Origin of the sequence: Azospirillum sp. Sh1 (genome assembly GCF_008365135.1) — a bacterium.
Lineage (GTDB): Bacteria > Pseudomonadota > Alphaproteobacteria > Azospirillales > Azospirillaceae > Azospirillum > Azospirillum oryzae.
Genome location: NZ_VTTK01000021.1, coordinates 15,505 through 35,277, shown reverse-complemented (window position 1 = coordinate 35,277; position 19,773 = coordinate 15,505). Strand labels below are relative to the sequence as shown.

At 68.7% G+C, this 19,773-nt stretch carries 15 protein-coding genes; 8 read left to right on the top strand and 7 right to left on the bottom strand.

What is annotated here, in order from left to right:
- Positions 1–54 precede the first annotated feature (54 nt).
- Together FZ029_RS20125 and FZ029_RS20120 are read left to right on the top strand one after the other, a co-directional pair.
- Entirely contained in the window at positions 55–1,713 is a 1,659-nt protein-coding gene (locus tag FZ029_RS20125) for an ATP-binding protein (protein WP_149271356.1), read from the top strand.
- A 186-nt stretch (positions 1,714–1,899) separates the two neighbouring features.
- Positions 1,900–6,684 carry an alpha-2-macroglobulin gene (locus tag FZ029_RS20120; RefSeq protein WP_247892412.1) on the top strand — a complete coding sequence of 1,595 codons (4,785 nt, stop codon included), beginning with the start codon at positions 1,900–1,902 and terminating at the stop codon, positions 6,682–6,684.
- 26 nt (positions 6,685–6,710) lie between these two features.
- Here the strand turns inward: FZ029_RS20120 and FZ029_RS20115 are convergent, their stop codons facing one another.
- A complete protein-coding gene (locus FZ029_RS20115; RefSeq protein WP_149199137.1) occupies positions 6,711–6,899 on the bottom strand; it encodes a hypothetical protein in 189 nt (62 codons plus the stop codon).
- A 354-nt stretch (positions 6,900–7,253) separates the two neighbouring features.
- On the opposite strand from FZ029_RS20115, the gene FZ029_RS20110 reads away from it, so the two are divergent.
- The 5 genes from FZ029_RS20110 to FZ029_RS20090 all read left to right on the top strand — a co-directional run bounded on the left by FZ029_RS20110 (position 7,254) and on the right by FZ029_RS20090 (position 14,086).
- Positions 7,254–7,718 carry a MerR family DNA-binding transcriptional regulator gene (locus tag FZ029_RS20110; RefSeq protein ID WP_188051992.1) on the top strand — a complete coding sequence of 155 codons (465 nt, stop codon included), beginning with the start codon at positions 7,254–7,256 and terminating at the stop codon, positions 7,716–7,718.
- A complete protein-coding gene (locus FZ029_RS20105) occupies positions 7,715–8,851 on the top strand; it encodes a thiolase family protein (protein WP_149271350.1) in 1,137 nt (378 codons plus the stop codon). The genes FZ029_RS20110 and FZ029_RS20105 overlap by 4 nt, the downstream gene beginning before the upstream one ends.
- A 26-nt stretch (positions 8,852–8,877) precedes the next feature.
- Positions 8,878–11,217, top strand: coding sequence for a 3-hydroxyacyl-CoA dehydrogenase/enoyl-CoA hydratase family protein (locus tag FZ029_RS20100; RefSeq protein ID WP_149271348.1), 2,340 nt, complete (start codon positions 8,878–8,880; stop codon positions 11,215–11,217).
- Positions 11,218–11,235: 18 nt separating this feature from the next.
- Complete coding sequence (locus FZ029_RS20095) at positions 11,236–13,038, top strand: acyl-CoA dehydrogenase C-terminal domain-containing protein (protein WP_149271346.1); 1,803 nt, start codon at positions 11,236–11,238, stop codon at positions 13,036–13,038.
- A gap of 394 nt (positions 13,039–13,432) precedes the next feature.
- Positions 13,433–14,086 (top strand): response regulator transcription factor, encoded by a 654-nt coding sequence (locus FZ029_RS20090; RefSeq protein WP_109155972.1) that lies wholly within the window; start codon positions 13,433–13,435, stop codon positions 14,084–14,086.
- An 82-nt stretch (positions 14,087–14,168) separates the two neighbouring features.
- Here the strand turns inward: FZ029_RS20090 and FZ029_RS20085 are convergent, their stop codons facing one another.
- From FZ029_RS20085 to mutY, 6 genes are all read right to left on the bottom strand, one after another.
- Complete coding sequence (locus FZ029_RS20085) at positions 14,169–14,603, bottom strand: CBS domain-containing protein (protein ID WP_149271344.1); 435 nt, start codon at positions 14,601–14,603, stop codon at positions 14,169–14,171.
- Positions 14,604–14,755: 152 nt separating this feature from the next.
- Complete coding sequence (locus FZ029_RS20080; protein WP_247892411.1) at positions 14,756–15,463, bottom strand: OmpW family outer membrane protein; 708 nt, start codon at positions 15,461–15,463, stop codon at positions 14,756–14,758.
- A gap of 156 nt (positions 15,464–15,619) precedes the next feature.
- Positions 15,620–16,120 carry a DUF4136 domain-containing protein gene (locus FZ029_RS20075; RefSeq protein ID WP_149271340.1) on the bottom strand — a complete coding sequence of 167 codons (501 nt, stop codon included), beginning with the start codon at positions 16,118–16,120 and terminating at the stop codon, positions 15,620–15,622.
- Between the two features lie 35 nt (positions 16,121–16,155).
- On the bottom strand, positions 16,156–17,295 hold the full coding sequence (locus FZ029_RS20070; RefSeq protein WP_149271338.1) for an FAD-dependent oxidoreductase: 1,140 nt from the start codon (positions 17,293–17,295) through the stop codon (positions 16,156–16,158).
- A 31-nt stretch (positions 17,296–17,326) separates the two neighbouring features.
- Positions 17,327–18,046 (bottom strand): DUF1194 domain-containing protein, encoded by a 720-nt coding sequence (locus tag FZ029_RS20065; RefSeq protein WP_149271336.1) that lies wholly within the window; start codon positions 18,044–18,046, stop codon positions 17,327–17,329.
- Positions 18,047–18,079: 33 nt separating this feature from the next.
- Entirely contained in the window at positions 18,080–19,138 is a 1,059-nt protein-coding gene (mutY, locus tag FZ029_RS20060; protein WP_149271334.1) for an A/G-specific adenine glycosylase, read from the bottom strand.
- A gap of 160 nt (positions 19,139–19,298) precedes the next feature.
- Between mutY and FZ029_RS20055 the strand changes: the two genes are divergently transcribed.
- Positions 19,299–19,772 carry a DciA family protein gene (locus tag FZ029_RS20055; protein WP_149199127.1) on the top strand — a complete coding sequence of 158 codons (474 nt, stop codon included), beginning with the start codon at positions 19,299–19,301 and terminating at the stop codon, positions 19,770–19,772.
- The last annotated feature ends 1 nt before the right edge of the window (position 19,773 follow it).

Genomic DNA, 19,773 nt, shown 5'->3' with positions numbered 1-19,773 from the left:
GTCGCCCGCTGCAGTGAACCGGCGGGGGAGCGGTGGAACGGCGGAGCGCAGGTCATGCCACGTCTCCCGATCCTTCGGTTCCCGGCCGTCAGGACGCCGTCCTTCCGGACCTGCGTCCTGACGGCCGCCGCCCTGGCGATTGCCGGGGTGTGGGGCGGCTATGTCGTGATGGCCGCATCCATGCTGGAAACCCAGACGCGGGACGCGCTGGCGAATGCCGAGGCGACGGCCCGCGCCTATGAAAGCAGCACCAGCCGCACCCTGCACGATGTCGACACCACGCTCCGCTCCTTCGCCGAGCGCTATGCCGATGGCGGGTTGGCCCGTGCCCGCCGCATCGTCGACGACGGGCTCTATGACACCGCCCTGATCCATCATGTCTCGGTCTTCGGCCCCGACGGCGCCCAACTCTTCCGCAGCGGAACAATCGGTCCGTCCGACAGGCTGGACAATGACGGCCTGCTCGCCTTCCACCGGGGGGAGGGGCGGGGGCTGATGAACGTCGGTACGCCTTTCGCCGGATCGGCGACCGGCCGGCCGCTGCTGTGGCTTTCCCGCCGGCTGGAGGATGCGGCGGGCGGCTTCGCAGGGGTGGTTGTCGCCAACATCGATCCGGATTACCTGTCCGGCTTCTACCGGCAGGCCGATGTCGGCCAGAACGGGGTGGTGACCCTGATCGGGCTGGACAGGATCATCCGCGCCCGGGGCTCCAAGGACGGGCGCGACGCGGTCGGCGTCGACGGCTCCGCCTCGGCCCTGTGGGAGTCGGCGCGGCGGTCGCCGACCGGCATCTTCTGGCAGGACAGCATCGCCGACGGACTTCGGCGCGCCTACGCCTACCGGCCGGTGGAGGGCTATCCGCTGATCCTTGTCGTCGGCATCGCCGTGACCGACCTGGAGGCCGCGGTCGCCGGCTTCCGCGGACAGATGCGGATCATCGCCGCCCTGCTCAGCGTCTCGGTCCTGCTGGTCGCCGCCCTGCTGCTGGTCCAGCACCGCAATGCCGAACGGCTGGCGGAGGCGCTGGCGGTCAACCGCGATTTCCTGGCCCGCGTCAGCCACGAACTGCGGACGCCGCTGAATGCCATCATCGGCTTTTCCGAGATCATCAAGGACCGGATGTTCGGGCCCGATGCCGGCGACCGTTATGCCGACTATGCCGGCGACATCCATGCCTCCGGCCAGCATCTGCTGACGCTGATCGACGACATCCTCGATCTGTCGCGGCTCCAGGCCGGCAAGTTCGCCCTGCTGATGGAGGATGTCGACCCCGCCGTCGCCGCCGAATGGGCCATCCGCATCGTCACCCCCCAGGCGGAACAGAAGTCGATCCGGCTGGAGTTCAACCGCCCGCCGGCCCCGACCCTGGTGCGGGCGGACGAGCGGGCGCTGAAGCAGATGCTGCTGAACCTGCTGGGCAACGCCCTGAAATTCACCCCGGAGAATGGGCGCGTGCTGGTCAGCGTCGGACGCGGGGTCCATGGCCGCTGCATCGTCCGCGTCACCGACAACGGCATCGGCATGACGGCGGAGGAGCTGCGCCAAGCCTCCATTCCCTTCGGCCAGACCTCCGCCCTCACCACCCATCCCGGCCGCGGCACCGGTCTCGGCCTGCCCATCGTCAAGTCGCTGATCGAGGCGCATGGCGGCAGCCTTCGCGTCGACAGCCGGCCCGGCCAGGGCAGCCAGATCACCCTGGAATTCGCCGGCTGATCCACCTGTCCGTTGCCGATCCGGCCCGCAACCTGAGCGATCTTCGCGGCGGTGCCGCAAAGCCATGGCGAAACCCCCGCCGCTTGGGCATACTCCGCGCCGGTTTTGTCCAGGTCCGAGCCGACGCCAGGGCTGTCCCCGGCCGCGTGCTTCCGGACCCACCCGCGGAATTGGGGCCTGTCCAGAATGTTGCGTGCGCTGGCGCGTGTCTGTGCCGTTCTTGTCGCGTGCTCCGGCACGTTCACCGCCTCCCAGACCCTCGCCGCCGACCCGCCGGCCGAGCCGGTGCCCTTCGGCGTCTCCAGCGTCGAGGTGGTGGCGGAGCGTGATACGCCGCAGGCCTGCTTCACCTTCACCGACCGGCTGGAGCGCTCACGCGCCGTCAACTACCGGGACTTCGTGGCGGTGGAGCCGGCGGTGGACGGCGCCGCCATCGCCCGCGACCGCACGCTTTGCGTGGAGGGGCTGCACCATGGCGAGACCTACCGCGTCACGCTGAAGGACGGGCTTCCGGGCGCCGACGGCAAGCGGCTGCCGGCCGCCGACACCCGCGAAGTGCAGGTGCCCAACCGCAAGCCCTCGCTCGCCTTCCGCGGCGCCGGCTACATCCTGCCGCGCGTGGGGGCGGACGGCCTGCCGCTGCGCTCGATCAACCTGGACCGGGCGAAGCTGCAGGTGCTGCGCATCGCCGACCGGGCGCTGGTCGAGAAGATCTATTTCGGCCGCATCACCCAGCAGATGACCGACTACGACATCGGCGAGATCCTGGACAAGTCGGGGCAGGAGGTGTGGCGCGGCGAGATCGGCATCGGCAACCAGCCGAACCGCACCGTCACCACCGCCTTCCCGATCGACGCCGTCCTGGGCAAGCTGGAGCCCGGCGTCTATGTCGCCGTCGCCGGCGCGGACGAGATCAAGCCGGGCGGCTGGGACCGCAAGGCGACCCAGTGGTTCGTCGTCTCCGACCTCGGCCTCAACACCATCCTCGGCGAGGATTCGCTGGTGGTCTTCGCCCGCTCGGTCCAGAGCGCCGCGCCGGCCGCCGGGGTGGAACTGCGTCTGGTCGCCCGCAACGGCACCGAGCTGGGCCGCGTCCAGACCGGGGAGGATGGGCTGGGCCGCTTCGACCTCGCGGCCCTGCGCGCCGCCGGGACGGAGCCGGTGCAGGCGCTGTTCGCCGCGCGCGGCGACGGCGACTTCGCCGTTCTCGACCTGACCGCCGGTGGCGCTCCGCCGGCCGACACGCCGGACAAGCCCGCCGCCACCGTTGTCCGCCCGGCCGCCGGGGGACTGGATGCCTATCTCTACACCGAGCGCGGCATCTACCGGCCGGGCGAGACGGTGCAGCTGACCGCGCTGCTGCGCGACGCCGACCTGAACCCGCCGCCCGCCGGCAAGCAGCTGACCATCCGCGTCCTGCGCCCCGACGGCTTCGAAGTGGAGCGGCGCGGCCTGACCGACAGCGGGGCCGGCGGCTATGCCACGCGCATCGACCTGCCGATGAACGCCTATCCCGGCAACTGGATCGTCACCGCCCATGCTGAGCCGGACGGCCCGGCCATCGGCAGGGCCGAGTTCCTGCTGGAGGATTTCGTGCCGCCGCGGCTGGACGTGGCGCTCGCCTCCCCGACGACGGTGCTGGCGTCCGACGGCGAGGCCGACATCGCGCTCGACAGCCACTATCTCTATGGCGCGCCGGCTTCCGGCCTGCCGGGCGAGCTGACGGTGACGCTGCGTGCCGCCGCCAACCCCTATCCCAACCTGCCGGGCTATCATTTCGGTCTGGTGCAGGAGGACGTGAAGCCGGCCCGCGCCGATCTGCCGGGCTTCATCACCGATTCCAACGGCTCGGCCCGTCTGAAGGTCAAGCTGCCGCGTCCGCCCGACAGCACCCGCCCGCTGGAGGCGGTGGTGCGCGCCACCCTGTTCGACCTCGGCGGCCGCCCGGTCGGCCGCGACTTCGTGCTGCCGGTGCGCCACCAGTCCTTCGCCATCGGCATCAAGCCGCGCTTCGAGGGCGACGGGGTGCCGGAGGGGGCGACCGCCGGCTTCGACGTCATCGCCGTCGGCCCGGACGGCAAGCCGACCGACCACGCCGACCTCTCCTACGAGCTGTTCGAGGAGGAGTATGATTATTCCTGGTACGAGGCCAACGGCCGCTGGGACTACAAGGTCACGGTGAAGGACCAGCGGGTGACCGGCGGTTCGCTGTCGGCCCAAGCCGGCGCGCCCGTCCCGGTCGAAACCCCGGTGACCGCCGGGCGCTATCGTCTGGAGGTGTTCGATCCCAAGACCGGCGTCGCCAGCAGCTTCCGCTTCGCCGCCGGCTGGTGGATGACCCCGACCGCCGGCGAGCGGCCCGACTCCGTCGACGTCTCGGTGATGATGCCGGCCTACCGCGCCGGGGAAAGCGCCTGGGTCTTCGTCAAGCCGCCCTATGACAGTCAGGTTCTGGTCGCCGTGGCCGACCGCGGCGTCTCCTATGCCGTCACCCGCGCCATCGGCACGAAGGGCGCTTTCCTGGAAATCCCGGTCGGGCAGGGCTGGACCAGCGGCGCCCATGTGCTGGCGACCGCCTTCGCCACCTCCGACCCGCAGTCGAAGAAGCCGCCGCGCCGTGCCGTCGGCCTCGCGTGGCTGGCGATGGACAAGGCCCCGCGGACCCTCGACGTCCGCCTCTCCGCCCCGGCGGAGACGGAACCCCGCCGCGCCATGACCGCCGACATCACGGTGGACGGCGTCGCGGAGGGCAAGCAGGCCTTCGTCACCCTGGCCGCCGTCGACGAATCGGTGATGCAGCTGACCGACCAGCCGTCGCCCGATCCGGCCCGCCATTATCTGCGCAAGCGTCCGCTCAGGGTGGAACTGCGCGACTCCTATGGCCGCCTGATCGACCCGGCCAGCCTGGACGCCGCCCGTCCGCCGGCCCAGCCGACACCGCGCCTGCGCCAGATCTCCGGGCTGGTGCCGCCCAAGTCGGAACGGGTGGTCTCGCTCTATTCCGGCATCCAGACCGTCGGGGCCGACGGCAAGGTCTCCGTTCCCTTCGACCTGCCCGACTTCCAGGGGCGCCTGCGCCTGATGGCGGTCGCCTGGAGCGAGGGGCGGATCGGCCATGCCGAAAGCCAGATGCTGGTGCGGGACCCGGTCGTCGCCGACGCCGTACTGCCGCGCTTCCTCGCCCCCGGCGACTCGGCGCAGGTCCTGCTGTCGCTCGACAACCTGAATGGCCCGTCCGGCGATTACACCATGACCCTGACCGCGGAGGGCGCCGTCGCTATCGTCCAGCCGGAGTCCGGCAATGAGCTGGCCGTTCCGAAGCTGGCGCGCGGCAAGCGGGCGACCGCCGGCCGGGTGCTGACCGCCACCGCGGTCGGATCGGGCCATGTCACGCTCGACGTCACCGGTCCGGAGGGCGTCCGCGTCACCCGCCGCTGGGACGTGACCGTCCGCCCGGCAACCCAGCCGGTGTCGCGCCGCAACACCGCGGCATTGCCGACCGACAAGAGCCTGACCATCCCCGCCGACATCACCGCCGGCCTGCGGCCGGAAACGCTGTCGGTCGGAGCGGTCGTCGCGCCCCTGCCGGACCTCGACGTGGCGGGTCTTCTCTTCGCGCTCGACCGCACGGCGGCGGGCGGGGCGGAGCAGACCGCCAGCCGGATCCTGCCGCTGCTGTCGATGAGCGACATTGCGGCCGGCCTCGGCATCGCGTCGGAGGACCGCATCAAGGCCCGCGTCCAGCGCAGCGTCGACCGGCTGCTGACCTTCCAGCGCAACGACGGCGCCTTCGCCGCCTGGTCGCCGAAGGGCGACCTCGATCCCTGGCTGACCGCCTACGCGGTCGATGTGCTGGGCCGGGCCAAGGCTGCGGGCTACCGTATCCCCGACCAGCCCTATCGCAAGGGTCTGGACTGGCTGAAGCAGGCCATCGACAATGCCTGGGTCGAGACCGCCGACCTGCCGGGCCGCGCCTATGCGCTCTATGTGCTGGCGCGGGCGAAGATGATCGACGCCGGCGCCGTGCGCTATTTCCGCGAGAACTACTGGGACCGGCTGCAGACCGACTTCGGCCGGGCGCAGATCGCCGCCGCCACCGCCGTGCTGGGCGACCAGCCGGGGGCCACGGAGGCCTTCTCCAAGCTGACCGGCGCCCGCATGGTGACCGCCAGCCTGCGCGACCAGGGGTCCTCCCTGCGCGACGAGGCCGGCGTGGTGGTGCTGATGGCGGAAAGCGGAGCGGTGGACCGCGACCGCATCTTCCAGGCGGCCGACCGGGTGGCCAAGACCTTCGCCGCCGTCCGCACCACCAACCCGCAGGAGCAGGCCTGGCTGCTGCTGGCCGCGAAGGCGCTGATCGACCGGGCTGCGCCGATGAAGCTCGCCATCGGCGACCAGACGGTGGAGAACGCCAAGCCGCAGATCCTGCCCGTCGACCCGGCCGCCCCGCCCGCCATCCGCAACCTCGGCGGCGAGATCCGGCAGACCGTGTCGGTCGCCGGCGTGCCCGACCAGCCGGCCGGCGCGGAGGAGCAGGGGATGACCATCCGCCGCCGCCTGTTCGACATGGCCGGCCGTCCGGTCGATCCGGCCGGCATCCGCCACAATGATCTGCTGGTGGTGACCCTGGAGGGCGAGGTTGGCGATCCGCTCGACCATTCGGTGCTGGTCAGCGACCCGCTGCCGGCCGGCTTCGAGATCGAGAATGTCCGCCTCGCCAACAGCGGCCAGCTCGGCAAGCTGTCCTGGCTGGGCGAGCTGTCGGCCGTCCGCAATGTCGAGTTCCGCGACGACCGCTTCATCGCCGCGGTCGACCTGCCGAAGACGGCTCCCCGCTTCCGGCTGGTCTACCTGGTCCGCGCCGTGACCCCCGGCGACTTCGCGGTGCCCGGCGCCCAGGTCCAGGACCTGCAGCGTCCCCACCTGTCCGCCCGCACCGCCGCATCCCGGCTGCGTGTGCTGCCGGAGTGAAATGGCCGTGGCCTGAAACCTGAAGCCTAAAGGTAACTCTGCTCCCCCCGGTGGTGCTCCCGCCGGCGGGCGAGCAGGGTCAGGGCCGCGACCACCAGCGCGAAGCACAGGGTCAACAGCAGGTAGAAGGCCAGTGCGAGGCCCACGGTCATCGTGCCGATCAGCACCATGGCCAGTATCCAGACGCCCAGCGATACGATGGCGCGCGCCGACATGGGTTGTCTCCCGTACCCTATCCCGATCTACCCGAAACCTTGAAATTTGCCGCGGCCTTGTGGCCGTCTGTCCGGCGCCGCATTCCATCCCCATATCGACAGGGGAAATGGACGGATGCGCGCGCTCACCGCAAAGCCTGCCATAGCCGCCACCCGCGCCGGGGCGTGGCATCCTGTCACTGCGCGGGCGCGCCGCACCAGTTCGTGGCTAAACAGTTTGCGGCAGCCGGTCCGCCAAACTGGTTCGCATGGTCAACAAGCCAGTTGACATCAAGCGGCATCGACTTTACCTTTACGTAAACGTCAGGAAAGGGAGCGGGCAGCTTGGATCGGCTTTCGGTCAGCATCGGTTCGATGGAGGCGGAGGAGGGCGGCAGGCCGGACGGCCATGGCGCCGAACCGCGCCTCGCCATCGGCGAATTGGCCGGGGAGTTCGGTCTGACCCACCGCACCATCCGCCATTACGAGGATGAAGGGCTGCTGTCGCCGGAACGGATCGGCAGCGCCCCTGGAGGCGCCCGCGTCTACGGCCACCGCGACCGCGCCCGGCTGGCGCTGATCTGCCGGGGCAAGCGGCTGGGCTTCAGCCTGGCCGAGATCAAGGATTTCCTGAACCTCTACGACACCGACGACGCCCAGATCGAACAGATGCGTTACATGCGCACGATCGCGCGCCGCCGGATTTCCGCGCTTGAACAGCAGCTTGCCGACGTCAAACAGACGCTGGCGGAGCTGTGCACCATCGACACCCAGATCTCCGAGCATCTTCGCCGCAACGGCATCACGGAGACGCAGGACATGGAGGAGAAGCACTCATGAAGTCGGTCGTCATCGCCGGTTATGCCCGTTCGCCCTTCGCCTTCGCCCACAAGGGCGAGCTGACCAAGGTCCGCCCCGACGATCTGCTGGCCCGCGTCATCGCGGCGCTGGTGGAGCGCACCGGCCTGAAGACCGACGACATCGAGGACGTCATCGTCGGCTGCTCCTTCCCCGAAGGCGAGCAGGGCCTGAACGTCGCCCGCAGCATCTCCTTCCTGGCCAAGCTGCCGCAGACCGCGGCGGCCACCACGGTCAACCGCTATTGCGGCTCCTCGATGCAGTCGATCCATCAGGCGGCGGGCGCCATCCAGATGGGCGCCGGCGAGGTGTTCATCTGCGGCGGCGTCGAGTCGATGACCCGCGTGCCGATCATGGGCTTCAACCCGATGCCGAACCCGGCGCTGAAGGCCTCCTACCCCGAAGCCTACTGCTCCATGGGCATCACCGCGGAGAATGTCGCCCGCAAGTACGCGATCTCCCGCGCCGAGCAGGAGGCGCTGGCCGTCGCCTCCCACGCCAAGGCGGCGGAGGCGCAAGGATCCGGCCGCATGGCTGACGAGATCGTCGGCATCCAGACCCCGGCCGGTCTGGTCGACAAGGACGGCTGCATCCGTCCCGGCACCACCGCGGAAGGGCTGTCGGGCCTGAAGCCCGCCTTCATCGCCGACGGCACGGTGACCGCCGGGACCTCCTCGCCGCTGACCGACGGCGCTTCGGTCGTTCTGGTGACGACGGAGGAGTATGCCAAGGCAAACGGCCTGCCGATCCTGGCGAAGATCCGTTCGGTCGCCGTCGCCGGCTGCGCGCCGGAACTGATGGGGCTGGGTCCGGTTCCCGCCACCCGCAAGGCGCTGGCCCGCGCCGGCCTGTCGATCAACGACATCGACATTATCGAGATCAACGAGGCCTTCTCGTCCCAGGCCATCGCCTGCATGCGCGATCTCGACATCGACCCGTCCCGCATCAACCCGGACGGCGGCGCGCTGGCGCTCGGCCACCCGCTGGGGGCCACCGGCGCCCGCATCACCGGCAAGGCCGCGGCCCTGCTGAAGCGCGAAGGCAAGCAGTTCGCGCTGGCCACCCAGTGCATCGGCGGCGGCCAGGGCATCGCCACCATCCTGGAAGCGGTCTGACGAACGGGATCGGGGAGGAAACCACCATGAAGATCGAACGCGCCGCCGTGATCGGTGCGGGCGTGATGGGCGCCGGCATCGCCGCCCATTTCGCCAACGCCGGCATCCCCTGCGTCCTGCTCGACATTCCTGCGAAGGAAGGTGCCGACCGCAGCGCCATCGCCAGGGGTGCCGTGGCGAAGATGCTGAAGACCGATCCGGCCCCCTTCATGCATCCCAAGAACGCCAAGCTGATCACGCCCGGCAACCTTGAGGATGACCTGAACCTGCTGGCCGACGTCGACTGGATCGTCGAGGCGATCGTGGAGAACCCGGCGATCAAGGCCGACCTCTACAAGCGCATCGATCCGGTGCGCAAGGCGGGGTCGGTGGTGTCGTCCAACACCTCGACCATCCCGCTGGCGGTGCTGACGGAGGGGCAGAGCGAGCAGTTCCGCCGCGACTTCCTGATCACCCACTTCTTCAACCCGCCCCGCTACATGCGGCTGCTGGAGATCGTCGGTGGCGCCGACACCCGCGCCGACGCGCTGGCGGACATCGCCGACGTCTGCGACCGCCGCCTGGGCAAGGGCGTCGTCCACTGCAAGGACACGCCGGGCTTCATCGCCAACCGCATCGGCGTCTTCTGGATCCAGGCGGCGGTCAATGCCGCGGTCGATCTGGGGCTGACGGTCGAGGAGGCGGACGCCGTCGGCGGCCGTCCGATGGGCATCCCCAAGACCGGCGTCTTCGGCCTGATGGACCTCGTCGGGCTGGACCTGATGCCGCACATCGCCAAGAGCATGTCGGCGACCCTGCCGGCCAACGACGCCTATCGCGGCCAGATGCGCGAACACCCGGTCATCACCAAGATGATCGCGGAGGGCTATACCGGCCGCAAGGGCAAGGGCGGCTTCTACCGCATCAACAAGGCCGGCGGCGGCAAGGTGAAGGAGTCGGTCGATCTGCAGACCGGCGAATACGCCCCGTCGGAGAAGGCCCGGCTGGACAGCGTGTCCGCCGCCGGCCGCGACCTGCGCAAGCTGTGCGAGCATCCGGACAAGGGCGGCCATTTCGCCCGCCGCGTCCTGGCCCAGACGCTGGCCTACGCCGCCAGCCTGGTGCCGGAGATCGCCGACAGCATCGTCGCCGTCGATGAAGGCATGCGCCTCGGCTACAACTGGAAGCAGGGTCCGTTCGAGCTGATCGACCGGCTGGGCACCGAATGGTTCGCCGAGCTGTGCCGCTCGGAAGGCATTCCGGTCCCGGCCCTGGTCGAGACCGCTGCCGGCCGCCCCTTCTATCGGGTTGAGGGCGGCAAGCTCCAGCACCTGACCACCGCCGGCATCTATGACACGGTGGTGCGTCCGGAGGGCGTCCTGCTGTTGTCGGACATCAAGCGCGCCGCCGGCAAGCCGGTGTGGAAGAACGGCTCCGCCAGCCTGTGGGACATCGGCGACGGCGTGCTGTGCGTCGAGTTCACCAGCAAGATGAATGCGGTCGACGCCGACATCATGGCCGCCTACGAGAAGGCCATGCGCCTGATCGGCGATGGCAAGGGCGACTGGAAGGCGCTGGTCATCCACAACGAGGCCGACAATTTCTCGGTCGGCGCCAATCTGGGTCTTGCCCTGTTCGCGCTGAACATCGGCTTGTGGCCGCAGATCGAGGAGATGGTGGAGGGTGGCCAGCGCACCTACCGCGCGCTGAAATACGCGCCCTTCCCGGTGGTGGCGGCGCCCAGCGGCATGGCATTGGGCGGCGGTTGCGAAATCCTGCTGCACTCCGACCATGTCCAGGCCCATGCCGAGACTTATGTCGGCCTCGTCGAGGTCGGCGTCGGCCTGATCCCGGCCTGGGGCGGCTGCACCGAGATGCTGGCCCGCCATCAGGCCAACCCGAAGGCGCCGCGCGGGCCGATGCCCGGCATCGCCAAGGCCTTCGAGATCATCAGCACCGCCACCGTCGCCAAGTCGGCGGCCGAGGCCAAGGAGCTGCTGTATTTCCGCGCCACCGACGGCATCACCATGAACCGCGACCGCCTGCTGGCCGACGCCAAGGCCAAGGCGCTGGAACTGGCGGCGAACTATACCCCGCCGGAAAAGACCACCTCCTACGTCCTGCCCGGCTCCAGCGCCAAGGCGGCGATGGAACTGGCGGTGGAAGGCTTCGCCCTGCAGGGCAAGGTCACGCCGCACGACAAGGTGGTCTGCGCGGCGCTGGCCGAGGTGCTGAGCGGCGGCGAGGAGGCCGACATCTCCAAGCCGGTCGGCGAGGACCATGTCCTGCGGCTGGAACGCGAGGCGTTCATGGGTCTGGTGCGCACCGGCGGCACCATCGACCGGATCGAGCACATGCTGCTCACCGGCAAGCCGCTGCGGAACTGAGGGGGGGAGGAACGAGAGATGCCGATCTACAAGGCTCCGCTTGAGGATGTGCGCTTCGTCCTGGACGAGATCGTCGGCCTGGACAAGCTGTCGGCCCTGCCGGGCTATGAGGACGCCACGCCGGAACTCGTCGGCCAGGTGCTGGAGGAAGGCGCCAAGCTGTGCGAGGAGGTGCTGTTCCCGCTGAACCAGTCCGGCGACGGCGAAGGCTGCCATTTCGAGAATGGCGAGGTCCGGACGCCGAAGGGCTTCAAGGAAGCGTACAGCACCTATATCGAGGCGGGCTGGCAGGGGCTGGCCTGCGACCCGGCCTATGGCGGGCAGGGGCTGCCGAAGCTGGTCAACATCATGCTGGAGGAGTTCATCTGCTCCGCCAACCTCAGCTTCGGCATGTATCCCGGCCTGTCGCTCGGCGCCTACAACGCGCTGGCGATGTACGGCTCGGACGAGCTGAAGCAGCGTTTCCTGCCCAAGCTGGTCGACGGCACCTGGTCCGGCACCATGTGCCTGACCGAGCCGCATTGCGGCACCGACCTCGGCATCATCCGCACCAAGGCGGTTCCGGCAGAGGAAGGGGATCCGCAGGGCGGCTACAAGATCACCGGCACCAAGATCTTCATCTCGGCCGGCGAACATGACCTGACCGAGAACATCCTGCATCTGGTGCTGGCCCGCTTGCCGGACGCCCCGGCCGGGACCCGCGGCATCAGCCTGTTCCTGGTGCCGAAGTTCATGCCGAACGCCGACGGCACGCCGGGGGCACGCAACGGCGTCGCCTGCGGCTCCATCGAGCACAAGATGGGCATCAAGGCGTCGTCGACCTGCGTCATGAACTTCGAGGACGCCACCGGCTGGCTGGTCGGCGAGCCGCACAAGGGCATGCGCGCCATGTTCGTGATGATGAACGCGGCCCGTCTGGCCGTGGGCATCCAGGGGCTGGGGCTGGCCGAGGTGTCCTACCAGAACGCCGTCAACTACGCCCGCGAACGGCTCCAGGGCCGGTCGCTGTCGGGGGTGAAGGCGCCGGACAAGCCGGCCGATCCGATCATCGTCCACCCGGACGTGCGCAAGAACCTGCTGACCGCCCGTGCCTTCACCGAGGGTGCGCGCGCCCTGGGCGCACTGACCGCTTATCACCTGGACGTGGCGGAAAAGCACGCCGACGCCCGCACCCGCCGCGATGCCGACGAGTTCGTCCAGCTGATGACCCCGATCGTCAAGGCGCTGTTCACCGACATCGGCTTCGATTCGGCCAACATCGCCGTGCAGGTCCATGGCGGCCATGGCTTCATCTGGGAGACCGGCGTCGAGCAGTATGTCCGCGATGCCCGCATCTGCCAGATCTATGAGGGCACCAACGGCATCCAGGCGCTCGACCTCGTCGGCCGCAAGCTGCCGCAGGACATGGGCCGGCTGCTCCGCCACTTCTTCCATCCCGTCGGCCGCGACATCGAGGCGGCGATGGAGAAGGACGAGTTGGGCGAGTTCGTGATGCCGCTGGCCAAGGCGTTCGCCAAGCTGCAGCAGGCCACCGCCCTGATCGCCCAGAAGGGCCTGAAGGATCCGGAGGAGGCCGGCGCCGCCGCCAGCGATTACCTGCGCCTGTTCGGTCTGGTGGCGCTGGGTTGGAGCTGGCTGACCATGGTGGAGAAGGCGCAGGCCAATCTCGCGGCCGGGGAGGGCAACGCCGCCTTCTATGAGGCCAAGATCAAGACCGCCCGCTTCTATATGACCAAGTTGCTGCCGCAGACCAACAGCCTGTTCATCACCATCGCCGCCGGCGCCAAGCCGCTGATGGATCTGGAAGAGGCCGCCTTCTGACAAACCTGTCGATCAGCGTCCCATCGTCCTCCGGGGGTGCGCGACTACAACGCCGGTCCGGTGCCCGCAATCGGCACCGGCCGGCGCTTTTTTTAGATATTTCAAGCTCCAGCGACGCATTCGCACATTGACCTAAAATTGTCATAGCGCTTTAGAAATATCACTCTCGGGAAGTATCGCCTCTGTCCGCTAGGCCATCGGAGCGGTGACAAAAGTTAATTTCCGGTTGTCGGTCCTCGTCCCTGCGTGTTACATCTCAATAGAGATTACGTTCGGCCGGTGCCTGCTATATCCTTTGGATTCTAGGGAATATGCGGGTGGCGACAGCCCCCTCCTTTTCTCAAGCCCTTGGGGCGTCTTTCGGAGGGGCAGGCATGGTTCGGGAGTTTGAGCGATGAAGATCCTGATCGGTGATGATCACGTCCTGTTCCGGGAAGGTCTTCGCCGTCTGCTTGAGCAGCTTCGCGATAATGCTACCTTTGCGGAGGCTAGCAATTTCGACGAGCTTCTGGATATGGCGGCGTCGAAGGATGAGGCCTATGACCTTGTCCTGACCGACCTGCGCATGCCCGGCTGGCCCGGCTTCTCAGGCATCGGCATGCTGCGCGAGCGGCAGCCGAATGCGAAGGTTGTCGTCGTGTCTGCGTCGGAGGCACAGGCCGACGTGCGGGAGGCGCTGGAGAACGGCGCCGCCGGCTATATTCCGAAATCGTCCAGCGTTAAGATCATGCTGAGCGCGCTCGACCTGATCTTCTCCGGCGGCGTCTATGTGCCGGCGACGGTCCTGCGCGAGGGGACCGAGCCCGACCACCGCGGTGCCGGTGGGGTGATCCCGCCGACCGATCCGCAGCTGGAGCAGTTGCTGACCCAGCGTCAGCGCGAGGTGCTGGACCGCCTGCGCGAAGGCAAGTCGAACAAGCAGATCGCCCATGAACTGGGCCTGTCCGAAGGGACGGTGAAGATCCACATGACGGCGATCTTCAAGTCGCTGGGCGTGCGGAACCGCACCCAGGCGGCGATGGCTTTCCCGCAGTCGCATTCGGCCTGACGCCGCTCTTCCCGAGCAAAATGAAACGACCCGCCGGGGCGCTCCGGCGGGTCGTTTCGCGTTTCAGGCCGCGTGGATCGCCTCACCCCATGCCGGCGACATAGCCACGCAGCGACTCGACCTCCAACTCGGCGTCGTCGATGCGGGCCTTCACCACGTCGCCGATGCTGATGACGCCGATCACCTGGCCGGACTCGACGATGGGCACATGACGGATGCGCCGCTGGGTCATCACCGCCATCATGTCGGCGACGGTGTCGGTGGGGGTTCCGGTGATCAACTCCCGCGTCATTAGGTCGGCCGCCGGCCGGCCCAGCGCGTCGGCGCCGTCGCGGGCGACGGCCCGCACCACGTCGCGTTCCGACAGGATGCCGACCGGCTGACCGTCGTCATCCATCACCAGCACGGCGCCGATCCTGTGCTCGGTCAGCAGGCGGGTGACGGCGGCAACGCTGTCGCCCGGCGCGGCGGAGACGATCCGGTTGCCCTTGCGCTTCAATACGGCTGCAACATGCATGGCGGTACGGCCTCCCTTCCGTTGATCCCCGTAGGGGAATCATGGGGATAACCGTACAATCTGCAAGACGGATGGTAAAAAGAAAAAGACGGCCTCCCCCGGATGGGGAAGGCCGTCCTTTCGATATCGGGAACTGATCCCGGAAATCGGTCTTAGAAGCGGTAGCCGACGCCGACGCCGACCAGCCACGGGTCCAGCGTGACCTTGGAGGTCACCGGCAGGACGGCGGCGCCCAGGCGGGCGTTGGCGGTCACGTCGGTCTTCAGGAAGACCTTCTTGACGTCGAAGTTCAGCGACCAGTTGCCGGTCAGGGCGACGTCGACACCGGCCTGCAGAGCCCAGCCGAAGCGGTTCTTGTAGTTGGTGTCGGTGATGCGCAGGCCGGCGGCGTTCGGGTTCTCGGCCGCATCCTCGTTGTAGAACAGGGTGTAGTTGATGCCGGCGCCGACGTACGGGCTGATGCGCTCCTTCGGCATGAAGTGGTACTGCACGGTCAGGGTCGGCGGCAGCAGCGACACCTTGCCGATTTCCGTGACGCCGCCGGCGGCGGCGATCAGGTTGCCCTTCACGCGATGACGGCTGGTGCCGGCGATCAGCTCGGCGGCGATGTTGTCGGTGAAGAAGTAGGTGAAGTCGACTTCCGGAATGTAGTCGTTGCCGACCTTGGCCGACCCGACGTCACCCAGGGTGCGGTTGTTGATCGTGCCCTTTTCCTGCGGCAGCACGGCCAGGCCGCGCGCACGGACGACGATGTCGCCGGCCGACTTGCCCTTGAAGTCCTGAGCGAGCGACGGGGAAGCGATGGCGACGAGGGCCGAGGTCGCCAGCAGGGCGGCGGCGGCGCGCGACAGGATGGTCATGGGGTCTGCTCCAGGCAATGCGTTGTTGCTGTTCTGTGGCATCAGCCAATGGAGCTATTACCAGACACCGTGTAAGGGTACTAGGGGGTGTACAACCGATCCACGTCCCATGAAGCAGCTTTGCAACAGTGACGAGTTGTCGCATGGACAAGGAAATCAAGGGCTTGGTTTGATTGTCCGCTGCGGGATCAGCGCCATGCAGTTCTGGACAATGGCATAGCATTGGCTAAGTCGCGTGGACCCGCCGCTGGCGCCGCCATATACGACGCGCTCGACCACACCGTTTCTCAAACTGAAAGTTGCTTCACAGTCGAAGCTGTTGACTTCATAACCATATGACGGCCAGCCATAGCCGTAACCGTAGTGGGGCCATCCCCAGCCGCCATAATAGCCGAGCGGCGGCGTGCTGGGGTAGGAGACGATGCGGGAGCTGCGGTAGGTGAAGAACTCCCGGTTGTCGACGGTCGCCTGCCGTTCCGGCACCCCGGCGCAGGACAGCAGCGTCGCCTTGGGCATGCCGATCAGCGCGGTCTGCGCCACCAGCGCCTCGTCCGCCGCGGGGTTGGCACAGCCGCCGAGCGTTGCGGCGGCGGCCAGTGCCGCGACACCGAGCGCCTTCGGCGCCACATGCCCATGTAATGCCAGACGCACAGACATCGCACGCCTCCTTTGCCCGACGGCTTGAGCCCGTTTTATCGTTTCCTTGCCGGCGACAGGTCCAACTCGGTCACGCCCAGTGCCCGCACATCCTCCGGCAGGCCGCGGCCGGTGGCGAGCCCCGCCGCCACCCGGCCCATGGCCGGCGCGGTCTGGATGCCGTAGCCGCCCTGTCCTGCCAGCCAGAAGAACCCTTCCGCATCGGCCGCGAAACCCACCACCGGCACCTTGTCGGCGACGAAGCTGCGCAGGCCGGCCCAGCGGTGGGCCAATCTCCGAACGGTGAAGCGCGACGCTTGTTCCAGCCGATCCACCGTCACGGCGACGTCGATGTCCTCCGGCTGCACGTCGCAGGGCTCGACCGGTGTCTGATCGGCGGGGGAGGCCAGCAGCCGGCCGGCATCCGGCTTCACATAGAAGGTCTCGGCCACGTCCGACACCATCGGCCAGCCGTCCAGCCCGGCCTTGTCGGCCGGATCCTCGAACACCGGATCGAAGGTGATGGCGGTGCGCCGCTTCGGCACCAGACCGACGGTGGCGACTCCGGCCAGCTTCGCCAGCTCGTCCGCCCAGGCGCCGGCGGCGTTCACCACCACCGGTGCGGCAAAGCTGCCGGCGCCGGTCTCCGCCACCCACAGCCCGTCCTGCCGGACGAGCGTTCGCACCTCGGCATCCGTCACCACCCGGCCGCCGCGCGCCTTCAGCCCGCGCAGATAGCCCTGGTGCAGGGCATGCACGTCGATATCGCGGGCATCCGGCTCCCAGACGCCGCCGGCGACATAGTCCGGACGCAGGAAGGGGGCGCGGGCCAGAACCTGTTCGCGGTCGTACCGCTCGACCGACGGGGTCAGGCGGCGTCCCTGTTCGTACTCGGCATCCAGCCGGTCGATCTCGTCCTCCCGCCCGATGATCATCACGCCGCGCGGGGTCAGCATCGCGTGTTCGGCAAAGCCGGCGGGCGGGTTGGTGTAGAAGTCCCAACTCGCCACCGTCAGGGCGCGGATCGGCGCCGGGCCGTAGGTCTGGGTGTAGAGCGCCGCCGACCGTCCGGTCGAGTGATAGCCGGGCTGCGACTCGCGCTCCAGCACCAGCACACGGCCCTGTGCGGCCAGCTCATAGGCGGCGGACGCCCCGGCGATGCCGGCCCCGACCACCAGAAAATCGACGCGCTCCACTCGTCCCGCTCCTCGAATTCTTATCGGCCGCCTAAGGCGTGGCGGCGCTTTGGTTTGGCATGTGATCCGGCAAGGCCACCATTTCAAGGATCAGCTTCTGCCGCAGGGCGGCGACGAAGCTGTCCTTGTCCATGGCGCTCTTCACGAAGCTGCCCGGCCCGCCGATCACGCTCTCGTCGAAATACTCCTCCAGCCAGGGGAATTCGTCGAGGATGGCGAGGCCGTTGACGATGATTCCGCGCTTCGTCACCCGGTCGCGGGCATCGGCCGGATCGATCCCGCTGTTGGAAAAGCCGTTGGAAACCAGATCGATCACCTGCCGAGCCGCCTTGCCGCCGTGGTCGAACAGCTTCGCCGCCTCCAGAATCGCGCTGCCGATCGCCGTCGAGTCGCCCTGGAAGCCGCGGGGCAGGGCGTCGATCCGGTCGGCGAAGCGGCCGGCATCCTCCGGCTTGTCCAGAGCGGTCCAGGGGATCAGCACCCGCAGGCTGTTCGGACCGGAATAGGCGGCCAGCGTCACCCGCGTCCCGGCCGAAGCCAGCGCGTCGGCCACCGCCGGGTCGCGGAAGGCGGCGGCATGGCCCTGCAACTGGAACTCCAGATCGCCGGTGGTGATGGAGGCGGAGCCGTCGAGCGCCAGCACCAGCGCCACCCCGGCCTTCTTCTCCGGCGTTTTCTCAGGCGGCGCCGCCGTCGCCTCGCCGCACAGCGTCAGCAGGAGGACCATCACGACGATCACGGCACGCAGCATTCTTGTCAGCACTCCATCGAACGCACGCCCTCCTCAGGCATTGGAAAGGGCGTGGCGCACCACCTTCACCATCACCGACGGCAGGGCGTGATCGCCCAGCCGGTCGACCGGCACCCAATTGCCGTCGGCCCGCCGCCAGTCGGCCCCGGCCTGCGCCACGACCACCTCAAGCTCCAGGTGAAAGTGGGTGAATGTATGGCGGACCAGACCGGGCAGCCGGCGCCAGCGGGCGGGCAGGGGCTGTTGCGCCGCCACCGCCGCCTCGCCGGGCAGCTCCGGCCCCCAGGAGGTCGAGGGCACTTCCGCCATGCCGCCCAGCAGCCCCTCCTCCGCCCGGCGGCGCAGCAGGACGGCGCCGTCAGGGTTCAGCAGCCAATAGGCGACGCCGCGCCGGGTCGGCTTCTCCGCCTTGGCGGCCTTGCGCGGCAGGCTTTCGGCGATGCCGGCGGCGCGCGCCTCGCAATAGTCCGCCCACGGGCACAGCATGCATTTCGGCTTGCGCGGGGTGCAGATGGTGGCGCCGAGATCCATCATCGCCTGGGCATAGTCGCCAGGGCGGAACTCCGGCGTCAGGGTGGCGGCCAGCCGGCGCAGGGTCGGCTTGGCATTGGGAAGCGGCTCCTCCACCGCGAAGATGCGGGCGATCACCCGCTCCACATTGCCGTCCACCACGGTGGCCTTGCGGCCGAAGGCGATGGCGGTGATGGCGGCGGCGGTGTAGGCGCCGATGCCCGGCAGCTCCAGCAGCGCCGCCTCGTTGTCCGGGAACCGGCCGCCATGCTCGTTCGCCACCACGCGGGCGCATTTGTGCAGGTTGCGCGCCCGCGCGTAGTAGCCGAGCCCGGCCCAGGCCACCAGCAGATCGTCCAGCGGCGCATCCGCCAGATCGCGCACGGTCGGCCAGCGTTCGGTGAAATTGCGGAAATAGGGCGCCGCGGCGGGGACGGTCGTCTGCTGCAGCATGATCTCCGACAGCCAGACCCGGTAGGGGTCGGCGGTCTCGTCCGGCTTGGCGCGCCAGGGCAGGTCGCGGCGGTGGCGGTCGTACCAGGACAGCAGCCGCCGGGCGGCCTCGATGGAATCTGGAATCATGATGGGAAGAAATAGAGGGTTGGAAGCGTCTGGGGAAGGGAGCCGCGCCGGTGTCCGGTCACATGCTGGGCATCGGCCCACGCTTGCGCTAGGGTGCCGGCATCCCACATGACCCGGAACCGGTGTCTCGGCCGGTGTCGCACAGGAGTGATCGCAGAGCATGACCGGACCGCGTCGCATCGGCCAATCCGTTCCGGAGGTCGCCGGCAAGGTGCTGGGCAAGCGCGGGCTTGCCTTCGGCGCGCTGATCACCGACTGGCCGTCCATCGTCGGCCACCAGCTGTCGCTGCGCACCGCCCCCGACAAGCTCAGCTTCCCCCGCGGCAAGCGGGAAGAGGCGACCCTGCACATCCGCGCCATGGGCGCCATCGCGCTGGAACTGCAGCATCTGGAACCGCAGATCATCGAGCGCATCAACAGCTTCTTCGGCTACCGCGCGGTGGCGAAGATCAGGCTGATCCACGCGGCCCTGCCGTCCACCCCGTCGCCGGTGGTGCGCCCGCGCGCCCTGACGATGGACGAGGAGATCGGCATCACCACCACCACCGCGGCCATCGAGGACGAGGAACTGCGCGCCACCCTGGAACGCTTCGGCCGCTCGCTGATGGCGCGGCCGAAACGGGCGGCGCGCTAGC

Excerpts from the sequence above, each read along its gene's own strand:
- FZ029_RS20075 (WP_149271340.1), bottom strand. The coding sequence starts at position 16,120 with ATGTCTGTGCGTCTGGCATTACATGGGCATGTGGCGCCGAAGGCGCTC.
- FZ029_RS20115 (WP_149199137.1), bottom strand. The coding sequence starts at position 6,899 with ATGTCGGCGCGCGCCATCGTATCGCTGGGCGTCTGGATACTGGCCATG.
- mutY (WP_149271334.1), bottom strand. The coding sequence starts at position 19,138 with ATGATTCCAGATTCCATCGAGGCCGCCCGGCGGCTGCTGTCCTGGTAC.
- FZ029_RS20080 (WP_247892411.1), bottom strand. The coding sequence starts at position 15,463 with ATGACCATCCTGTCGCGCGCCGCCGCCGCCCTGCTGGCGACCTCGGCC.
- FZ029_RS20085 (WP_149271344.1), bottom strand. The coding sequence starts at position 14,603 with ATGCATGTTGCAGCCGTATTGAAGCGCAAGGGCAACCGGATCGTCTCC.
- FZ029_RS20095 (WP_149271346.1), top strand. The coding sequence starts at position 11,236 with ATGCCGATCTACAAGGCTCCGCTTGAGGATGTGCGCTTCGTCCTGGAC.
- FZ029_RS20055 (WP_149199127.1), top strand. The coding sequence starts at position 19,299 with ATGACCGGACCGCGTCGCATCGGCCAATCCGTTCCGGAGGTCGCCGGC.
- FZ029_RS20125 (WP_149271356.1), top strand. The coding sequence starts at position 55 with ATGCCACGTCTCCCGATCCTTCGGTTCCCGGCCGTCAGGACGCCGTCC.
- FZ029_RS20105 (WP_149271350.1), top strand. The coding sequence starts at position 7,715 with ATGAAGTCGGTCGTCATCGCCGGTTATGCCCGTTCGCCCTTCGCCTTC.
- FZ029_RS20100 (WP_149271348.1), top strand. The coding sequence starts at position 8,878 with ATGAAGATCGAACGCGCCGCCGTGATCGGTGCGGGCGTGATGGGCGCC.
- FZ029_RS20120 (WP_247892412.1), top strand. The coding sequence starts at position 1,900 with ATGTTGCGTGCGCTGGCGCGTGTCTGTGCCGTTCTTGTCGCGTGCTCC.
- FZ029_RS20110 (WP_188051992.1), top strand. The coding sequence starts at position 7,254 with ATGGAGGCGGAGGAGGGCGGCAGGCCGGACGGCCATGGCGCCGAACCG.
- FZ029_RS20065 (WP_149271336.1), bottom strand. The coding sequence starts at position 18,046 with ATGCTGCGTGCCGTGATCGTCGTGATGGTCCTCCTGCTGACGCTGTGC.
- FZ029_RS20090 (WP_109155972.1), top strand. The coding sequence starts at position 13,433 with ATGAAGATCCTGATCGGTGATGATCACGTCCTGTTCCGGGAAGGTCTT.